Annotated in this window: 18 protein-coding genes; 7 read left to right on the top strand and 11 right to left on the bottom strand. The window is 62.6% G+C overall.

Annotation, left to right across the window (positions count from 1 at the left end):
• Positions 1-184: 184 nt before the first annotated feature.
• From BM317_RS17660 to BM317_RS17645, 4 genes are all read right to left on the bottom strand, one after another.
• Positions 185-961, bottom strand: a complete 777-nt coding sequence (locus BM317_RS17660; RefSeq protein ID WP_092475458.1) for a 3-hydroxybutyrate dehydrogenase — start codon at positions 959-961, stop codon at positions 185-187.
• Between the two features lie 7 nt (positions 962-968).
• Positions 969-2,360: a GntP family permease gene (locus BM317_RS17655; protein WP_092475456.1), complete on the bottom strand. Its 1,392-nt coding sequence runs from the start codon at positions 2,358-2,360 to the stop codon at positions 969-971.
• Between the two features lie 292 nt (positions 2,361-2,652).
• A complete protein-coding gene (locus BM317_RS17650) occupies positions 2,653-4,068 on the bottom strand; it encodes a sigma-54 interaction domain-containing protein (RefSeq protein ID WP_092170285.1) in 1,416 nt (471 codons plus the stop codon).
• On the bottom strand, positions 4,068-4,727 hold the full coding sequence (locus tag BM317_RS17645) for a TetR/AcrR family transcriptional regulator (RefSeq protein WP_092475453.1): 660 nt from the start codon (positions 4,725-4,727) through the stop codon (positions 4,068-4,070). Before BM317_RS17645 ends, BM317_RS17650 begins: the two co-directional genes overlap by 1 nt.
• 108 nt (positions 4,728-4,835) lie before the next feature.
• Here BM317_RS17645 and BM317_RS17640 point away from each other — a divergent pair, with 108 nt between their 5' ends.
• Genes BM317_RS17640 through BM317_RS17630 form a run of 3 tightly spaced genes read left to right on the top strand, consistent with a single transcriptional unit; the run spans position 4,836 to position 7,056 of the window.
• Complete coding sequence (locus tag BM317_RS17640) at positions 4,836-5,729, top strand: NAD(P)/FAD-dependent oxidoreductase (RefSeq protein ID WP_092475450.1); 894 nt, start codon at positions 4,836-4,838, stop codon at positions 5,727-5,729.
• Between the two features lie 56 nt (positions 5,730-5,785).
• On the top strand, positions 5,786-6,166 hold the full coding sequence (locus tag BM317_RS17635) for an antibiotic biosynthesis monooxygenase family protein (protein WP_092170273.1): 381 nt from the start codon (positions 5,786-5,788) through the stop codon (positions 6,164-6,166).
• 26 nt (positions 6,167-6,192) lie between these two features.
• Complete coding sequence (locus BM317_RS17630) at positions 6,193-7,056, top strand: class I SAM-dependent methyltransferase (protein WP_092475447.1); 864 nt, start codon at positions 6,193-6,195, stop codon at positions 7,054-7,056.
• A 5-nt stretch (positions 7,057-7,061) separates the two neighbouring features.
• Here BM317_RS17630 and BM317_RS17625 read toward each other — a convergent pair whose 3' ends face one another.
• The 6 genes from BM317_RS17625 to BM317_RS17600 all read right to left on the bottom strand — a co-directional run bounded on the left by BM317_RS17625 (position 7,062) and on the right by BM317_RS17600 (position 13,985).
• Positions 7,062-8,636 (bottom strand): ABC transporter ATP-binding protein, encoded by a 1,575-nt coding sequence (locus tag BM317_RS17625; RefSeq protein ID WP_092475490.1) that lies wholly within the window; start codon positions 8,634-8,636, stop codon positions 7,062-7,064.
• Between the two features lie 26 nt (positions 8,637-8,662).
• Positions 8,663-9,685, bottom strand: coding sequence for an ABC transporter permease (locus BM317_RS17620; RefSeq protein ID WP_092170264.1), 1,023 nt, complete (start codon positions 9,683-9,685; stop codon positions 8,663-8,665).
• Complete coding sequence (locus BM317_RS17615; RefSeq protein WP_092170259.1) at positions 9,685-10,743, bottom strand: microcin C ABC transporter permease YejB; 1,059 nt, start codon at positions 10,741-10,743, stop codon at positions 9,685-9,687. The genes BM317_RS17620 and BM317_RS17615 overlap by 1 nt, the downstream gene beginning before the upstream one ends.
• Positions 10,743-12,611 (bottom strand): extracellular solute-binding protein, encoded by a 1,869-nt coding sequence (locus BM317_RS17610; protein WP_092475445.1) that lies wholly within the window; start codon positions 12,609-12,611, stop codon positions 10,743-10,745. The genes BM317_RS17615 and BM317_RS17610 overlap by 1 nt, the downstream gene beginning before the upstream one ends.
• Positions 12,612-12,737: 126 nt before the next feature.
• Entirely contained in the window at positions 12,738-13,019 is a 282-nt protein-coding gene (locus BM317_RS17605; protein ID WP_060738094.1) for a peptidylprolyl isomerase, read from the bottom strand.
• Positions 13,020-13,115: 96 nt separating this feature from the next.
• The gene (locus BM317_RS17600; RefSeq protein WP_092170251.1) at positions 13,116-13,985 is read right to left on the bottom strand and encodes a lipase family alpha/beta hydrolase; all 870 of its coding nucleotides are present in this window, start codon (positions 13,983-13,985) and stop codon (positions 13,116-13,118) included.
• 323 nt (positions 13,986-14,308) lie between these two features.
• On the opposite strand from BM317_RS17600, the gene BM317_RS17595 reads away from it, so the two are divergent.
• Positions 14,309-15,370, top strand: a complete 1,062-nt coding sequence (locus BM317_RS17595) for a hypothetical protein (protein ID WP_256574162.1) — start codon at positions 14,309-14,311, stop codon at positions 15,368-15,370.
• A gap of 157 nt (positions 15,371-15,527) precedes the next feature.
• Here the strand turns inward: BM317_RS17595 and BM317_RS17590 are convergent, their stop codons facing one another.
• Positions 15,528-16,598: a 3-deoxy-7-phosphoheptulonate synthase gene (locus tag BM317_RS17590; protein WP_092475441.1), complete on the bottom strand. Its 1,071-nt coding sequence runs from the start codon at positions 16,596-16,598 to the stop codon at positions 15,528-15,530.
• A gap of 614 nt (positions 16,599-17,212) precedes the next feature.
• On the opposite strand from BM317_RS17590, the gene BM317_RS17585 reads away from it, so the two are divergent.
• The 3 genes from BM317_RS17585 (at position 17,213) to uvrY (ending at position 19,184) form a co-directional block, all read left to right on the top strand.
• Positions 17,213-17,974 (top strand): carbon-nitrogen hydrolase family protein, encoded by a 762-nt coding sequence (locus tag BM317_RS17585; protein WP_092475439.1) that lies wholly within the window; start codon positions 17,213-17,215, stop codon positions 17,972-17,974.
• A gap of 7 nt (positions 17,975-17,981) precedes the next feature.
• Positions 17,982-18,416 carry a GNAT family N-acetyltransferase gene (locus BM317_RS17580; protein WP_092475437.1) on the top strand — a complete coding sequence of 145 codons (435 nt, stop codon included), beginning with the start codon at positions 17,982-17,984 and terminating at the stop codon, positions 18,414-18,416.
• A gap of 126 nt (positions 18,417-18,542) precedes the next feature.
• Complete coding sequence (gene uvrY, locus BM317_RS17575; RefSeq protein WP_003182764.1) at positions 18,543-19,184, top strand: response regulator transcription factor GacA; 642 nt, start codon at positions 18,543-18,545, stop codon at positions 19,182-19,184.
• The last annotated feature ends 1 nt before the right edge of the window (position 19,185 follow it).

The raw sequence follows: 19,185 nt of genomic DNA, 5'->3' as shown, positions 1-19,185 counted from the left end.
TGTTTTCTTATGTACACACTATAGAGCGAGCCAATCCTGTGGCGAGGGGATTTATCCCCGTTGGGCTGCGAAGCAGCCCTCAAGCTGCAGACTCAATTTGCCTGACAGATCGAGGTGCCAGTTTTTAGGGTCGCTGCGCAACCCAGCGGGGATAAATCCCCTCGCCACAAGGAGTCGCAGGACCTTACTGGGCCAACCACCCACCATCGATATTCCACGCCGCGCCCCGCACCTGGCTGCCGGCTTCGCTGCACAGGAACAGCACCAGTTCCCCCAGTTGCGGCGGAGTGACGAATTCCAGGGACGGTTGTTTCTCGGCCAACAGATCATGCTGCGCTTGTTGCGGGTCAACGCCGGCGGCAATGCGGTCGTCGATCTGTTTTTGCACCAGTGGCGTCAGCACCCAGCCCGGGCAGATGGCGTTGCAGGTCACGTTGCTGGTGGCGGTTTCCAGACCGACCACCTTGGTCAGGCCGATCACCCCATGCTTGGCCGCGACATACGCCGCCTTGCCCACCGAGCCAACCTGGCCGTGCACCGAGGCGACGTTGATAATCCGCCCCCAGCCCTTGGCCCGCATGCCCGGCAGGCTCAGGCGGGTGGCGTGGAACACCGAGGACAGGTTGATGGCGATGATCGAGTCCCAGCGCTCCACCGGAAAATCCTCCACGGCGGCCACGTGCTGGATCCCGGCGTTGTTCACCAGGATGTCCACGCCGCCGAATTCGCGCTCGGCGTAGGCGAGCATGTCGGCGATTTGCGCCGGGTCGCTGACGTCGGCCGGATGATGACCGACCTTGCCGCCGAATTGTTTGACCTCGGCGATCACCGCCGAGGCATCGCCGAAGCCGTTGAGGATCAGGTTGGCGCCGGCCTTGGCCAGGCTCAGGGCGATGCCCAGGCCGATGCCGCTGGTAGAACCGGTGACCAGGGCGGTCTTGCCCGAAAGAGGGGTTGTCATGGGAACCTCACACAATGCCAGTGGCGTAGAACACAGCGATCACGAAGAACACCGCGAGGGTCTTGATCAGCGTAATGCAGAAAATGTCTTTGTAGGCTTCGCGGTGGGTCAGCCCGGTTACCGCCAGCAGGGTAATCACCGCGCCGTTGTGGGGCAGGGTGTCCATGCCGCCGCTGGCCATGGCAGCCACCCGGTGCAGCACTTCCAGGGGAATGTTGGCGGCGTGGGCGGCGCTGATAAAACTTTCAGACATCGCCGCCAAGGCGATGCTCATGCCGCCCGAGGCGGAGCCGGTGATGCCCGCCAGCAGCGTGACCGTCACCGCTTCGTTGACCAGCGGGTTGGGAATGTTCTTGAGCCAGTCGGCCAGCACCAGGAAGCCTGGCAAGGAGGCGATGACCGCACCGAAGCCGTATTCCGAAGCGGTGTTCATCGCCGCCAGCAACGCACCGCCCACGGCGCTCTTGCTGCCTTCGGCCAGCTTGCTGCGAATGGCCCGGAAGCCGAACAGCAAGACCATGATGATGCCCACCAGCAACGCCGCCTGCACTGCCCAGATGGCAGTGAGCTTGGCGATGTCGCTGGTCACCGGTGTCGCCATGCCCGGCAGCGCCAGGCTGTGGGTCTTGCCGTACCACTGTGGGATCCACTGGGTGAACAGCAGGTTCATGATGCCCACCGCCAGCAGTGGCGAAACGGCGATCCACGGGTTCGGCAGCTTGATGTCTTCGGCGGTTTCCGGCTCGTTGCGCAGTTCGGTGCCATAGCCTTCGCCCAGACGCTGGGCCTTGTTGCGCTGGCGTTGCAAAAACAGCATGCCGAGGCTGAACACGAAGATTGTACCGATCACCCCCAGCCAGGGTGCGGCCCAGGCGGTGGTGTTGAAGAACGTGCTGGGGATGATGTTCTGGATTTGCGGCGTGCCGGGCAGGGCGTCCATGGTGAAGGAGAATGCGCCGAGGGCGATGGTGGCCGGGATCAGACGCTTGGGGATATTGCTCTGGCGGAACATCTCGGCGGCGAACGGGTACACCGCGAACACCACGACAAACAGCGACACGCCGCCATAGGTCAGCAAGGCGCAGACCAGCACGATCACCAGCATGGCCTGGCGCGTCCCCAGCAAGCGAATCGCCGCGGCGACGATGGAGCGGGAGAACCCCGACAGCTCGATCAGCTTGCCGAACACCGCGCCCAGCAGGAATACCGGGAAATACAGTTTGATGAAGCCGACCATTTTCTCCATGAACACCCCGGTGAATGCGGGGGCGACGGCGGAAGGGTCGGTGAGCAGGACGGCACCGAGGGCGGCGATGGGGGCAAAGAGGATAACGCTGTAGCCACGGTAGGCGGCGACCATCAGCAGCGCGAGGGCTGCCAAGGCAATGATCACACTCATGGTGTGTCTCCTGGATTGTTATTGTTGTGGTGACGCTGTGGGAGAGGCTGTAGCGAGTTTTGTGCCAGGTGTGTAACTATTTGAAATATAAGGAAATTGTTTTATTTTGTAGGGCGGGAGTGAGGGTTTTGTCTCTATTTTGAGATTTTTAGGGGGTGGGCTGGCCTCATCGCGAGCAAGCTCGCTCCCACAGGTTCTTGAGTTACGCGGTCAACTGTGGGAGCGAGCTTGCTCGCGATGGAGCGCAAAGCGCTCCAAAACCGGCAGTCTATATTTTGAGATTCAAGTCTCTCTATTGAGACTCGGCAATCCCCAATGCCACCATTTTCTTGTACAACGTCGATCTCCCCAGCCCCAACCGCTCGGCCGCTTCCACCACTTTGCCGCCGCATTGCGCGAGGGTGGTTTCGATCAGTTGTCGGTCGAAGCGCGCCCGGGCCTGGCTGAAGGTTTCCTGGGGCAGGGGTTCGTAGCTCACGTCCGCTGGGCGTGTTACCGGCATGAAGGTCCCGATGGCCGCGCGGATGTCCGCTGCCGTGAGCACCAGGTCATCGCTGAGCAGCGCAGCCCGTTCCAGCACATTGCGCAGCTCGCGGATGTTGCCCGGCCAGGCGTGTTGTCGCAGCAGGTCGAGTGCGGCGGGGTTCAGTTCGTGCTGGCTGCGCAACTCCTCCAGGATCGCTTCGCCCAGGGCTGGCAAATCATCCAGGCGTTCGCGCAACGGTGGGACCTGGATCGGCAATACGTTGAGGCGGTAATACAGGTCGGCGCGGAACTCTCCGCGCTTGATCGCCGCTTCCAGATCCATGGAAGTGGCGGCGATGATTCGCACGTCGCTTTGCAGCACCTCGTTGGAGCCCACCGGTTCGTACTCTTTTTCCTGGAGCACCCGCAACAGTTTGCTTTGCAGCGGCAGCGGCATGTCGCCGATCTCGTCGAGGAACAGCGTGCCGCCCTGGGCAATCTGCAGCTTGCCGGCACGGCCCTTGCGGTCGGCCCCGGTAAAGGCCCCCGGGGCGGTGCCGAAGAACTCGGCTTCCAGCAGCGATTCAGGAATCGCCGCGCTGTTGATGCTGACGAACGCCTTGTGCGCCCGCGGCGAAGCGCTGTGGATGGCCTGGGCCAGCAGTTCCTTGCCGGTGCCGGTTTCGCCCAGCAGCAGCACCGGCGAATCGGCGCTGGCGCTACGCCGGGCACGGCGCTTGACCTCAAGGCCGGCACTGCTGGTGCCAATGAAATGGGCGAAGTTGTACTTGGTTTGCCGCGCCCGTAGCAATGAGCGGGTGGAGGCCAGTTCTTCCTGCATGCTCAGGTAGCGCTTGAGCATCGGCGACAGGCTGTGCAACTCATCGAACAAGGCAAAGCCGATGGCACCGATCACCGCGCCCGCGCTGTCGTGTATCGGCAGGCGCATCACCACCAGCGGCTCCTTGGGCGTGTCCTGCATGTCCAGCAGGATCGGGCGCCCGGTGCGCACCACTTCGCGTAACAGGCTGCTGGGAATCACGCTTTCGCACGCCCGGCCAATGGCTTCCTGGGCCGAGTTCAGGCCGAAACGGCGGGCGTAGCGTTCGTTCATCCAGACGATATTCGCATCACGGTCGACAATCACCGTGCCTTCGCTGGACTGCTCGATGATCTCGAACAACGAACGGATCGCCAGCGTGCGCACGCGCTTGTAATCCTTGAGGCTTTCGGTGGTGTTCATCAGGCATTTCCAGAGAGGAGGGGTTTGTCGTCGCCACCGTGCGCGGCGATGAACATGGCGACGGCCGCCCGGCAATAGGATTCGATTTCGTTGTCGTCCTCTGCTCTGGCCTCATCGAAGCGGGCGATCATCAGGAGATCGGATCCTTTGAACAGCGCGGCAAACAAGCGTGCGGACCCCAGAGGATCGGGCACGTTCAGAACCGCCTTCGCGTGCAACTGACCCAACAGCGCCTCGATCTGGGCGATGACATAGGCGGGGCCGGCTTCGTAATGGAGCTTGCTTAGCGACTTTTGATTGGTATTGGCGGCCACGATCATGGCTTCGACACTGCGCACATCCGGGCTCAACAACGTGCGCAGCAGGGAAGTTCCCACCGCCATGAGCTGATCTGCCGCCGAACCGCCGACGCCTTCAATGAGGGCCTGTGGTGCAAACTGATGGCAGTGGGCCGCGATGGCCGCACTGAACAGCGCCTCCTTGTTCTCGAAGTGCCGATAGATGCTGAGCTTGGAGATCTTCGCCCGCTGGGCGACCTTGTCCATGGTCGTCGCTTGAAAACCCAATTCCGCAAAAAGTTCGCCCGCGGCGTCGACTATCGTTTGGCCAAGCGCCTCGTTGGCAGGACGGCCGCGCCGGGTCTGGTTGTTTTCGGTCATAAAAAAATTCCCGTACTTGACAGTATTCTAATTCTTGAATTACGGTACTTCTAAGTATCTTAAAGTTGCAAGCCGATCTTCCTTCATCCATACGCGGAGCCCATCACCATGAATGACGTCATCATCATCGGCGGCAGCTTTGCCGGGCTCGCCGCCGCCCTGCAGCTCGGCCGTGCCCGCCGCAAGGTCACCGTTCTCGATACCGGCCTGCCGCGCAATCGCTTCGCCGACCACTCCCATGGCCTGCTCGGCCACGACCACAAGCCACCGCTGGAGATCCTGGCCGAGGCGCGGCAGCAGTTGGCACGCTATTCCACGATCCAACTGGTCAATGCCCGGGCCGAGAGCGTCTCCGGCGCCATCGACGATTTCTCCGTCCTCACGAGCGAGGGCGAAACCCTCAGGGCGCGCCGCCTGATCCTGAGCTATGGCGTCGTCGACCAGATGCCTGAAGTTCTTGGCTTTACCGAAGGCTGGGGCTCCTCCATCGTGCCTTGCCCTTATTGCGACGGCTTTGAAGTTGCCGGCCGGCATTGGGGCCTCGTCTGGTCCGGCCCAATGTCGCACAACTACGTCAGGCTGTACCACGATTGGACTGACACGTTGACGGTCTTCGCCAATGGTCACGACATTTCACCCGACATCCGGGCCGATCTGGCGCGCCGTGGCATCCCTGTCGTCGATGGCCGGATCACCGAAATTGATCATGACGAGACCCATAACGCCACCGTCAGGCTCGACGTCGGCCCCTCTGTCGCGGTCGACATCCTGTTCGCGCATCCGCGCAACAAGCCGTCCGCACGCCTGCATGAATCGCTGGGCCTCGCCACGGTCGATACGCCCCAAGGCATCGTCCTCAAGGTCGACGAGCGCCGCGAAACCAGCGTGCCCGGCATCTACGCCGCCGGCGACCTCGCCAACCCGGCAATGCCCTCGGTCACCACGGCATCATGGCAGGGCGCGACGGCGGGCATCTCCGCTCAGCAGTCGATGCTGGTTTGAGGGCAAGCAGCATCGATCTCCCCAGTTTCAATTGCACAATAAACAGGAGCGCCGCCATGCCCGCCATAAAACCATTCAAACCTCTAGACGAGAAATTTCCATTTGACCGCCAACTCGGTATCGCGGCCGCGCCTCTCGTGCTGATCAACCTCTTCACGGTCGTCGATCCCGCCGATGAAGCGGGCTTCCTGGACGCTTTCAAGGCAGCTGCCGAGGTCATAACGAAGCAACCGGGCTTCATTTCCATGCAACTGCATCGAGCGATCGGCGATAGCCCGACTTACCTGAACTATGTGGTGTGGGAATCCACCGAGGCGGTCCGCGCCGCCTTCACTGATCCCGCGTTCCTCGCGAAACTTCCTGCATATCCGTCATCCGTTGTGGCCAGCCCGCACCTGTTCCAGAAGGTCGCCGTCCCCGGCTTTTGCGTGGCCTGAAGAACGACTCAAGACGAGGAGATGTCATGACAGAGCAAAATGCCCATCAAGTCGCCGACTGGAATGGCCAAAGCGGTGAGTACTGGGCCGCCAACCAGGCCCGGCTCGACGCCATGTTTGCGGTATTCGGCCAGGCCGCGATCGAAGCCGCCGCGCCCGCCATGGGCGAACGCGTGCTGGATATCGGCTGCGGCGCGGGCGCGTCGAGTCTGGCTCTGGCCTCCCGCGTCGGCGCGGGCGGCCATGTGCTGGGCGTGGACATATCCGAACCGCTGATCGGTCGAGCGCGCGCACTGGCGCCACAGGATACGCCGGCCCAGTTCCGGGTCGCCGACGCCAGCAGCGCCGAGCTGCCCGAGGGTGCGTTCGACATCCTGTTCTCGCGCTTCGGAGTCATGTTCTTCGACGACCCCACAGGGGCCTTCGCCCATATGCGACACGCGCTGCTGCCGGGCGGGCGGGTCGCTTTCGTCTGCTGGCGTGGCGTGGCCGAGAACGATTGGGTGCGCTTGCCGATGGCCGCAATCAAGGACATCGTCCCGCTCCCCGCGCCGCCCGGTCCCGAAGCTCCCGGCCCGTTCTCGTTCGGCGACCGGGGGCGGCTGACACGCATCCTGACGAGGGCCGGCTTCACCGATATCACTATCGCGCCCTTTGATGCTGCCATCCCGTTCGGCGAGGGCGGGACGCGGGACGCGGCGATCGACGACGCGGTGAAGATGGCGTTCGAGGGCGGCCCATTGTCGCTTGTGTTAGCTGATCAGTCCGACGACATTCGCGCCCGCGCCTGGGCCGCGGTTCGTGCCGTCTTCGCGGGCCTCCCTGGCGAGCGGTCGGTGATGATGGACGGCGCGGCGTGGATCGTCATGGCACGCAATCCGGCAAGCTGACAGGATTACCCGGGATGCGCCGCCGCCAACAGCTCCTTGGTGTAGGGATGCTGGGGTGAGTCGAACACGTCCTGGCTGGCGCCTTGCTCGACCACTTTACCGTCCTTGATCACGATCATGTCGTGGGCCAGGGCGCGGACCACCGCCAGGTCGTGGCTGATGAACAGGTAGGTCAAGTCGTACTTCTGCTGGAGCTGACGGAGCAGGGCGACGACTTGTTTCTGCACGGTGCGGTCCAGTGCCGAGGTGGGTTCGTCCAGCAAAATCAACGCTGGCTTGAGCACCAGGGCCCGGGCAATGGCGATGCGCTGGCGCTGGCCGCCGGAGAACTCGTGGGGGTAGCGATGACGGGTCGAAGGGTCGAGGCCGACCTCCTTGAGGGCCTGGATCACTCGGGCTTCACACTGTTCGGGGCTGGAAGGCTGGTGGACCTCCAGGCCCTCGCTGATGATCTGCTGCACCGACATCCGTGGGCTGAGGCTGCCGAACGGGTCCTGGAACACCACTTGCATCTGCTTGCGCCACGGCCGCAGCGCTTTCTGCGACAGATGATCGAGGGCCTGGCCCTGGAAACGAATGCTGCCTTCGGACTCGATCAGCCGCAGGATCGCCTGGCCGAGGGTGGACTTGCCGGAGCCGGATTCGCCGACGATGCCCAGGGTCTTGCCGCGCTGGATGCTCAGGCTGATACCGTCCACGGCGCGCAAGTATTCCTTGCGCCGGAACAGCCCGCCCCCCAGGGGAAAACTCACGCGCAGGTCTTGTACCTGCAACACGTCCTCGCGGTCGTCCCGGGGCAGGGCCTCGCCTTCCGGTTCGGCGTGCAACAGCTCGCAGCTGTAGGGGTGTTTCGGCGCGCTGAAGAGGGTTTCGCAAGGCGCCTGTTCGACGATTTCCCCGGCCTTCATCACGCACACCCGTTGGGCGATGCTGCGCACCAGGTTCAGGTCGTGACTGATCAACAGCAAGGACATGCCGAGCCGTTGCTGCAAAGACTTGAGCAACAGCAGGATTTTGCGTTGCACGGTCACGTCCAGCGCCGTGGTCGGTTCGTCGGCGATCAACAGCTCCGGCTCGCAGGCCAGGGCCATGGCGATCATTACCCGTTGCCGTTGGCCGCCGGACAGTTGATGGGGATAGGCCTTGAGCCGCTCGGCGGGTTTCTGAATCCCCACCAGGGCCAGCAGCTCCAGAATGCGCTCGCGTGCCGCCTTGCCGCCCAGGCCCCGGTGCAGCATCAGGGTTTCACCGATCTGCTTTTCGACGCTGTGCAGCGGGTTCAGCGAAGTCATCGGTTCCTGGAAGATCATGGCGATGCGGTTGCCGCGCAACTCCCGCAGGGTCTTGGCGTCGGCCCCCACCAGTTCCTGGCCGCGATAGCGAATGCTGCCGCTGGTGTGGGCTTCGTTCTCGGGCAGCAATTGCAGGATCGAATGGGCCGTCACCGACTTGCCCGAGCCCGACTCGCCCACCAGGGCCAGGCATTCGCCGGGGCGGATGTCCAGGCACAGGTTGCGCACCACCGTCTGGTCGTTGAAGGCCACGCTCAGGTCGCGGATTTCGATCAGGTTATCGCTCATCTCAAGGTTCCGCTTCATGGCTGTTTTCAAGAGCGTGGGTCGAACGCGTCTCGCAACGCTTCGCCGATAAACACCAACAGGGAAAGAATCAGGGCCAGGGTGAAAAACGCCGTCAGCCCCAGCCATGGCGCTTGCAGGTTCTGTTTGCCCTGGGCGATCAACTCGCCCAGGGAGGCGCTGCCGGCCGGCATGCCGAAGCCAAGAAAATCCAGGGCGGTGAGGGTGGAGATTGCCCCGGTGAGGATGAAGGGCAGGTAGCTCAGGGTGGCGTTCATCGCGTTGGGCAGGATATGCCGCACGATCACCTTGCGATCACTGAGCCCCAGGGCCCTGGCGGCCTTGACGTACTCCAGGTTGCGCCCGCGCAGGAACTCGGCGCGGACCACGTCCACCAGGGCCAGCCAGGAAAACAGCGCCATGATCCCCAGCAGCCACCAGAAATTCGGCTCGACGAAGCCGGACAGGATGATCAACAGGTAGAGCACTGGCAGGCCGGACCAGACTTCCAGCAGGCGCTGCCCGAGCAGATCCACCCAGCCGCCGTAATACCCCTGCAACGCACCGGCGGCGATGCCGATCAGCGCACTGATGGCGGTCAGGGCCAGGGCGAACAGGATCGACACCCGGGCGCCGAAGATCACCCGGGCCAGCACATCCCGGGACTGGTCATCGGTGCCCAGCCAGTTCACCGATGAGGGCGGGCTCGGAGCGGGTTGGTTGAGGTCGTAGTTGGGGGTGTCGTCGCTGAACGGGATCGGTGGAAACCACAGCCAGCCGCCGTCCTTGTGGATCAGGTTCTGCACGTAGCTGCTGCGGTAGTCGGCCTGGAACGGCAGTTGCCCGCCAAATTCCTGCTCGGTGTGGCGCTTGAATACCGGGAAATACAGCGAGCCCTGGTAGCTCACCACCAGTGGCTTGTCATTGGCGATCAACTCGCCGCCCAGGCTCAGGATGAACAGGCCGATGAACAGCCACAACGACCACCAGCCCCGGCGGTTTTTCCTGAAACGCTCGAAGCGTCGGCGGCCCAAGGGGGAAAGCTTGAACATCAGGCGCTCCTCGCGGCGAAGTCGATGCGCGGGTCCACCAGGGTGTAGCAGAGGTCGCCGATGAGTTTGATCAGCAGGCCGAACAGCGTGAAGATGAACAGCGAGCCGAACACCACCGGATAATCCCGGGACACCGCGGCCTCGTAGCTCATGCGCCCCAGCCCATCGAGGGAAAAAATCACCTCGATCAGCAAGGAGCCGGCAAAGAACACGCTGATGAACGCCTGGGGAATGCCGGAGACCACCAGCAGCATCGCATTGCGGAACACGTGACCGTAGAGCACCCGCTGTTCGCTCATGCCCTTGGCCCGCGCCGTGACCACGTACTGGCGGGTGATTTCATTGAGGAACGAGTTCTTGGTCAGGATCGTCAGGGTGGCGAAGCCGCCGATCACCAGCGAGGTGACCGGCAGCACCAGGTGCCAGAAATAATCGGCGATCTTGCCCAGCGTCGACAGTGACTCGAAGTTGTCCGACACCAGCCCGCGCACCGGAAACCAGTTCAGCGAGGTGCCGCCAGCGAACACCACGATCAGGAACATCGCGAAGAGGAACGCCGGCATGGCGTAGCCAATGATGATCGCGGTGCTGCTCCATACGTCGAATGCCGAGCCGTGACGCACGGCCTTGCGAATGCCCAGGGGAATCGACACCAGGTACGTGATCAAGGTCGCCCAGAGCCCGAGGGAGATGGTCACCGGCATCTTTTCCAGGATCAGGTCGGTGACCGTGGCGCCGCGGAAGAAGCTCTTGCCGAAGTCGAGGCGCGCATAGCTGCTGAGCATCAGCCACAGGCGCTCGTGGGCCGGTTTATCGAAGCCGTATTGTTTCTCGATGTCCTTGATCAGTTGCGGGTCCAGGCCGCGACTGGCGCGGGAATTGCCGCTCATCTCACTGCCCGAACCGCCGACGCTGGTGCCGCCGATGCCTTGCAGGTGGGCGATGGCCTGTTCCACCGGCCCGCCGGGTGCGGCCTGCACGATGACGAAGTTCACCAGCAGGATAATCACCAGCGTGGGAATGATCAGCAGCAGGCGCCGCGCGATATAAGCCCACATCAATGCGGCCCTCCAGGTGTGCCGCGCCTGATGCGTTCGGCGCGCATCTGCTCGTTGGTCAACGGTGTGGTGCTCACTTCCCACCAGCTTTCGATGGCTTCGTCATTGCTGGCCTGAACCTTGGGCATGCCGAAGCGGTTCCACCACACGGTCGAGCTGCCCGGCGGGTAATAGTTGGGGATCCAGTAGTAATTCCATTGCAGCACCCGGTCCAGGGCGTGGGCATGGCGCAGCATGTCGGCTTGGGTGCTGGCCTTGACCAGGCCGTCGATCAGCGCGTCCACCGCCGGGTTCTTCAAGGCCATGTAGTTGTTGGCCCCCGGATCGTTGGCGGCCGCCGAACCGAAGTAATTGTAGAGTTCCATGCCCGGCGAGGTGCTGACGGGGTAGCCGGTGATGATCATGTCGTAGTCGCGACTCATCAGGCGATTGACGTACTGGGAGGCGTCGATGCGGCGAATGCTCATGTCGATGCCGATTTGCGCCAGGGTACGTTTGTAGGGCAGCAGCAGGCGGTCGATACCGTTCTGGCTGTTCAGGAAGGTAAAGCTCAGCGGTTCGCCCTCGGCATTCACCAGGCGGTCGCCGTCGGGTTTCCAGCCGGCCTGTTCCAACAGGGCCAGGGCTTGCAATTGTTTGTCGCGGATCACCCCGCTGCCATCGGTTTTCGGGGCCTGGAAGACCTGGGTGAAGACTTCGTCGGGAATCTGTCCGCGCAACGGCTCCAGAATCGCCAGCTCGCCGGCATCGGGCAGTTTTCGGGCGGCGAGGTCAGTGTTGGAGAAGTAACTCTGCTGACGCACATAGACATTGCGCATCATCTGGCGGTTGCTCCATTCGAAATCCCAGAGCATGGCCAGGGCCTGGCGCACGCGGCGGTCCTGGAACTGCGGTTTTTGCAGGTTGAAGACAAAACCCTGGGCGGCCTGGGGCGCCTCTTTGGCCAGGTGGGCCTTTTGCAGGCGGCCGTCCTGCAGGGCCGGGCCGTCGTAGCCGATGGCATAGCCGGTGGCGGAGAATTCGCGATTGTAGTCATAGGCGCCGCCACGCAACACCTGGCGGGCAACGTCAGTGTCGCCAAAATACTCGATGCTGAAATGGTCGAAATTGTAGAGCCCACGACTGACCGGCAAATCCTTGCCCCACCAATCGGCATTGCGCTCGAACGTGATGCTGCGCCCGGAATCGACCTTGCTCACCCGGTAGGGGCCACTGCCCAGTGGCGCCTCGTAGCCGCCGCCGTTGGCGAAGTCGCGCGTCTTCCACCAATGTTCGGGAAGGACCGGCAGGGTGGCGATGTCCAAGGGCAGGGTGCGGCTTTCGTTGTTCTTGAAGTTGAAGCGCACGGTGCGCTCGTCCTCGACCACGACGTCCTTGACCGCCGCGAACTGGGTGCGATAACGCAGGCTGCCTTGGGTCATCAACAGCTCGAAGCTGTAGCGCACGTCCTGGGCGGTGATGGGCTTGCCATCGGCGAAGCGGGCCTTGGGGTTGAGGTAGAAGCGCAGGGACAGGCCATCGTCGGCACGCTCCATCTTCTGCGCCACCAGGCCATAGACGGTATAGGGTTCATCCAGCGAGCGCTGGGCCAGTGGCGAGTAGAGCATCCCGTCGATCTGGCTGACGCCGATGCCTTTGTCGATGTAGGGCAGGATGTGGTCGAAGTGGCCAATCTCCACGGCCGAGCGGCGCATGGTCCCACCTTTTGGGGCCTGGGGGTTGGCGTAGGCGAAGTGGCCGAAGCCTTCGGCATATTTGGCGGGTTCGCCATAGACGGTCAGGGCATGTTGCGGTGCTGCATCGACGCCGGCGGCGCCTGTCAGCAGGACCATGGCAATCAATAGCAGTGAAGGGAACGCCAGTCGCATTGTCAGCCTTAGAGCCGGGTGATCGATGACACGATTTGTACGCGAGCGGCGCTTGAATCGCCAGTCCCGCGAGACCCAAGCACAACGGCCCACCGAAGGGCGGGCCGTTATGCCGATAAACCGGGATCAGTCCTGGCGGCTGGTGACTTCCAGCAGGTGGTAGCCGAACTGGGTCTTGACCGGGCCTTGGACGGTGTTGATCGGTGCGCTGAACACCACGGTGTCGAACTCCTTGACCATCTGGCCCGGGCCGAACGAACCCAGGTCGCCGCCCTGACGGCTGGACGGGCAGGAAGAGTTGGCCTTGGCCACTTCGGCGAAGTCGGCACCGGCTTCGATCTGGGCCTTGAGTTCGTTGCACTTGTCTTCGGTGGCAACCAGGATGTGGCGGGCAGTGGCTTTGGCCATGGGGCAAATTCCTTTCGATATATTTAAAGGTGTTGAGCCTACCGGATTCATTGACGGGGTGTTGTCAAAATTGCGTCAAAACCTTGGGCTTGGCGATTAAAGGCCGGCTTTGCGCAGGCGCTCGGCGTGGCGCAGGTAAAGCTCTGTGGGGTCTGCCCCCTGGCATGCCTTGCCGCCTCCCGGGCTGATCGCCTCCAGGTGGTTCATGGGATAGTCGGAGCGAATGACCTTGCCCAAGTGCGAACTGAAGCGCCCGACCAGGCCGTCGTTCTGCCCGGCTTCGGTGATGAAGTATTCGGAAAAGGCGCGGCAGAAAACCTGCAAAGGCTCTCGTTCTTTGTCCGTCGCCTCTGGCAACGTGCCGCTCCATGAGTAGTAACGCACGCCGTTGACCCGTTCCGGACCGTTCCCGCCCCAGTGCTTCGGCAGGCCCTGGGGGTACTTGTCATTAAAGGCGCCCACGCCCTCGGTGGTCAGCGCCGGCAGCGCGGCGACAGCGGCCGGCGATAGCTGCGCCTGGCCGTCCAGCAGCGAGATGAAATCGGCGAACAGCGTGGCGACGCCCCGTGCCACGTGTCCTGGCAGCCGTCCGGGCGTGAGGGCCTTGCGCAGGAAGTCGGCCAGTTCGGAGCCATGGTTGGGGCCGCTGACCGAGGTGACCGAGGCCACCTTGTCGGGGGCCAGGGCGGCGGCATACCGGGCGGCCAGCGCACCCTGGCTGTGGCCGATCAGGTTGACCCGGGTGGCGCCGGTGCCGGCCAGAACCCGATCGATCTGAACCAGCAATTGTTCGCCCCGGGCTTCGTTGGAATGGGTGGCTGACAAGTGCGGGATGAACACCCGGGCACCGCCTGCGCGTAGGGCCTGTTTGATGCCATGGAAAAGTTCGAAGCCGCCGATCTTGTCAAACCCGAACAACCCATGGACCAGCAGGATGGGAAATTGAGTGGTTGCATTCCGTTGCATGTTCGTACCTTTTTCGAGGAGGTTCACCTTGAGTTTGCGACTTCACTCTAATGCAGGCTCATCCTGTGCGGTGTAGGAAGAAACCGCCCTGATCCAGGGAAACCGGAATAAAAAAAGTGGGAAGAATGGGAGCTAACCCGGCGGTACTTGAGGATGTAGGAGGCCTCCTATAACCGCTGTCGTTTGCGGCTACAGGTTCGAGCGCCAAGGACCACTCGCGCTGTCGTCTTGTCTGGCTGCGGGGTTGGTGCGAGCGGGTTTTAATGGTTCCGCTGGGCGCCGTTATTCAAACGGTGCCTTCATCCAAGGACTGGAGCCTGTACATGATCACCTATCCATCGCTTCAACGATCCCGTTCAACCCCAGCAACAAGACTGCCGCCACCGGTCCTGGCAGCGGCCAGGGACGGGGTGATCAACCCCGCCTGGCGCAACGCCGTGGTGACTGTCAAGCCTTATCCCATGATGACCTGCGGGGATGAGGTGTTGCTGCGTTGGCACGGCCTCAACAACGATGGCGAACCCTACCGGCATGAAGTGGCCGGGTTCGTCACGGAGCGGCAAGTGGGGCGAGACGTCGTGTTCGTCGTGCGCGAACCGCATATCGCCGAGTTGGACGGCGGCTCGCTGGAGATCTCCTACCACGTGACGAGCAAGCGGTTGCCGGCCACACTGTTTTCGGAACACCTGCAACTGGAGATCGGCGATGCTTCGCCGCAACTGCTGCCTGCCATTGCCAACGATGCGGTGAGGGGCAGCCTCGATCCGAGTCGGGTGCCTGAAGGAACGTGGGTGAGCATTCGGCCCTACGCCAGGATGGCGATCGGCGATCGGTTGATCCTGACGGCCAGCAAGGATTTCAAAGCGCTGTGGCGCGATGTGCTGGACATAGAAGCCCATGCGGTGGGTCGTGAGGTATCGCTCTGGATCGATCATTCGCTGATCGCGCCCCATTCGGGACACGACCTGGCCCTGACCTATGTCGTCAGGCGTGGACACTCGGTGCGTCGGGCTGAGCCCTTGTCGTTGCACATCGGTCCGCTGCAGCGCCCAGCCTTGAAGGCCCTTCAGATTCGGGAGATGAACGACGGCTGGCTGGCGGTCGACGACCTGCAAGAGGGGGTGACGATTGTCATCGATGATCCCGGGCTTGAGGCGGGCGAGCTGGTCTGGTTGCAGTGCAATGGCAACTCCGCTTATGTGCTTGAGCGCGAAATCACCGAGGCCACGGCAGGTAAACCGCTCATGTTTGTGATTCCCGCAAGTTACTGGCAGGACCAGCGCGACAGGTCTGTGAGCATGTTCTATCAGGTCGAGCGCCTGGATGACGTCAGCCAGCGATCCGAGTGGGTGACGGTCCGGGTGCGTTCCAGCACGTCGGGCTGAGGCTAGTCCCGCGCAATCCTTGTGGGAGCGAGCTTGCTCGCGATGACGGTGTGTCAGGCAACCCAAGGCTGGCTGAACTGACGCCATCGCGAGCAAGCTCGCTCCCACAAAGGGCCCCATGCTGCCCCTGGTTCCAGGGACAGGTGGGTTCGGGACCTCAGGCTGGCAATTGCAACCTGCGATGAGCCTCGCGCAACAACTGCTCGGTGGACTCCCAGCCCAGGCAGCCATCGGTGACCGAGACGCCGTAGCGCATCGACGGGCCCAGCGGCTGGCAGCCTTCGAACAGGTGGCTTTCGAGCATCATGCCGATCAGGGAGCGGTTCCCTTGCAGCCGTTGTTCCAGCACGTCATTGAACACCTGCGGTTGACGCAGCGGGTCCTTGCCGCTGTTGGCGTGGCTGCAGTCCACCATGATCCGGGCGGGTATCTTGAGGCGGGTCAGGTCGCTGTGTATCTGCGTGACGCTCTGGCGATCATAGTTTGGCCCGCGATGGCCGCCGCGCAGCACCAGGTGGGTGTCGGGGTTGCCTGGGGTCTGGATGATCGCCGGATGGCCCTGGCTATCGACACCGAAATGCCGATGGGGGTGGGCCGCTGAGCGCATGGCGTCGCAGGCAATGCCGACCCCGCCGTCCGTGCCGTTCTTGAACCCCACCGGCATGCCCAGCCCGCTGGCCATCTCCCGGTGGATCTGCGATTCGGTGGTGCGAGCGCCAATGGCGACCCAACTGAGCAGGTCATCGAAGTAACTGGCGGCCATGGGTTGCAGCAGTTCGGTGGCGACGGGCAGGCCCAGTTGCAGCATTTCGCGCATCAACTCCCGGGACAAGGTCAAGCCGGTGGCCATGTCGTCGCTACCATCCAGGCCGGGATCGTAGGCCAGGCCTTTCCAACCCACAGTCGTTCGGGGCTTTTCCACGTAGGCGCGCATGACCAACAGCATGCTGTCGCTCACTTCGTGGGCCACGCGGGCCAGGTTGGAGGCGTATTCGAGGGCGGATTCGGGGTCATGGATCGAGCAGGGGCCGACGATGACCAGCAGGCGGGCATCTTCGCCGTTGAGGATCGCGCGGATGGCCTGGCGATGGGCGCTCACTTGGTGGCTCAACGCGGTGCTGAGCGGCAATTGATGCTTGAGTTGCAACGAGCTTGGCAGACGCAGGGTCAGGGCTTCGTTGGCAGGGTTGAGCGTGGACAGCGGCAAAGCAGAGACGGACGAATTCATGATCTGGCTTCCTGGACGGGCAGCGGGTTCGTTCCCGCGCCGGTCCTAGTGGGGTGTTCGACAATTGGCCGTATGGGCCCGCAATTGAGACTTGCCACCGGTAGGTGACCGATCGGAGGCGGCAGGCTGTCCCGAGCGGTGGCTGGTAAATCGCCAGGCGGAAAAACTGTCGTAACGGTAATAAGTGGCGTAGTTCATGGCTCAATCCTCAAGTTGTCTGGTGCTGCAAATGTAGGGGGCTGGAAAAACAAAACCCCCGGTCGGGAGGCCGACCGGGGGTTTGGAAAACTCTGGAAGGCGACCCGTTTTAAAGTGGGCGCCGGTTGGGTATCAGGCGCGCCAGTGGCTAAACCAATACCCAAAATAAAAGCTGACCGGAGTTTGAACGCTGTTCGCCCGGGCAGCCGCAACCGAGCGCGGGGCGCTGGCGGTTTGAAGCGCTGAGAGGGCGTTGAACATGGTCTGTCTCCGATGAATGGCCCTGAGCTTACTAGAGGGCAGGGCGGCGGTTCAATCAGAAAATTCTATCGAGGGCATGCAATTGTTCGCCCTGGCTTGAGTCCGCTGGGCTTTATGACAAACTTCAGGTTCGCACCGCCTTCCAGGGATGACCCATGACCGCTCCAGTCTTCGCCGCCGCCCAGTCGATTTCTGTCGCGGGGGACCTTCGCGCCAACCTCGCGTGTCATCAGCGTTTCATGGAGGCTGCCGCTGAGCAGGGAGTGCAGTTACTGGTATTCCCTGAACTGTCGCTCACCGGCTACGAACGCAGCCTGGCGGCGGATCTGTCGATCCTGCCGGAGGACGCCGTGCTGCAACCGCTGCGTGACCTGGCACAAGCGCTCGGCCTGACCGCCGTGGTGGGCATGCCCATTCGGCTGTCGGTCGACGCTCCGGTGGTGATCGGCGCGTTGGTCCTGGGTGCCGACGGCTCCCTCGGGGTCTACAGCAAGCAGCATCTGCACCCGGGGGAAGAAGTCGCCTTCGCCCCGGGTCACGGTGGCTCGACGCTGACAATGGGGCAGGATCGCATCGCGCTGGCGGTGTGTGCCGATTTTTCCCACGCCAGTCATGCGGCTGCGGCAGCCGGGCAGGGCGCTACGCTCTATGCAGCGGGGGTATTGATCACCGAGGGTGGCTACCTGCCCGATACGACGTTGTTGCAAGGCTATGCCCGGCAGCATGCCATGACCGTGCTGATGGCTAATCATGGCGGCGTCACCGGAGGCTGGGAGTCGGCTGGCCGCAGTGCCATCTGGGGCCCGGACGGTTCGCTGCTCGCGGCGGCGCCGGGTACGGGCGAGTCGTTGGTGATTGCCCGCCGTGACGTCAATGGTTGGGGCGGGCAAGTCGTGCCGGTGACAGTGCTTCAATGAGGTCTTCATGAGTTTCGAGTGGCGTGCTGCAACGAACGGGGATATCGACTTCGCCCGGCAGTTGACCTGCGACAACATGCTTGCCTATTACCTCAGGCATGATTTGCTCTGGCAGGACGAAGCGTTCGACCTGGCCTGGATCATTCGCCAGAACTGGATAATCAGTCGTGAAGGCCAGGCGCTGGGCTTTGTCAGCCTCAGTCGTGATGCCCGGGCGTTGTATATCCGTGAGCTGCAGATAAACGAGGCGTTCCGCGGGCAAGGCGCCGGTACCTGGACGATCGGACAGGTTTGGGACCTGGTGAAGCTGGAACGACGCCCGGCGCTGCGCCTGACGGTGTTCAAGGACAATCCCGCCAGGGCCTTGTACGAACGCATGGGCCTGCGTGTCGTGGGCGAGGACGAGTGTTTCCTGAGGATGCAGCGAGACGCCGGTGCTTGACGCCTCGGATGTCGTGCCGATAAAGATGCGTTGTAACTTTTATCTGTCCCTTTGCGCTAGGTCTGCCGGATGCTTTTTGCTAAGGTGTTGTGCAATCCAAATAAGACCAAATCGTGAGGTGTCTGCTTGATTAGGGTGTTAGTGGTCGATGACCATGATCTCGTCCGTACGGGCATTACACGAATGCTGGCTGACATCGACGGCCTGCAGGTAGTTGGTCAGGCTGAATCCGGTGAAGAGGCGCTGATCAAGGCGCGTGAGTTGAAACCCGACGTGGTGTTGATGGACGTCAAGATGCCTGGCATCGGCGGCCTTGAAGCCACGCGCAAGCTGCTGCGCAGTCACCCGGACATCAAGGTGGTCGCGGTGACCGTCTGCGAAGAGGACCCATTCCCCACCCGGCTGTTGCAAGCGGGCGCGGCGGGCTACCTCACCAAGGGCGCGGGCTTGAACGAAATGGTCCAGGCCATTCGTCTGGTTTTTGCCGGGCAACGCTACATCAGCCCGCAAATCGCCCAGCAGTTGGCGATCAAGTCATTCCAGCCGACCAACGATTCGCCTTTCGATGCGCTGTCGGAACGGGAAATCCAGATTGCCCTGATGATTGTCGGTTGCCAGAAGGTACAGATCATCTCCGACAAGCTGTGCCTGTCCCCCAAGACCGTCAACACCTACCGCTACCGTATCTTCGAGAAGCTTTCGATCAGCAGTGACGTCGAATTGACACTGTTGGCGGTGCGCCACGGCATGGTCGATGCCAGCGCCTGAA

Source organism: Pseudomonas sp. NFACC24-1, from assembly GCF_900115235.1.
Taxonomy (GTDB): domain Bacteria; phylum Pseudomonadota; class Gammaproteobacteria; order Pseudomonadales; family Pseudomonadaceae; genus Aquipseudomonas; species Aquipseudomonas fluorescens_AA.
This window is presented reverse-complemented; position numbering and strand designations above follow the sequence as displayed.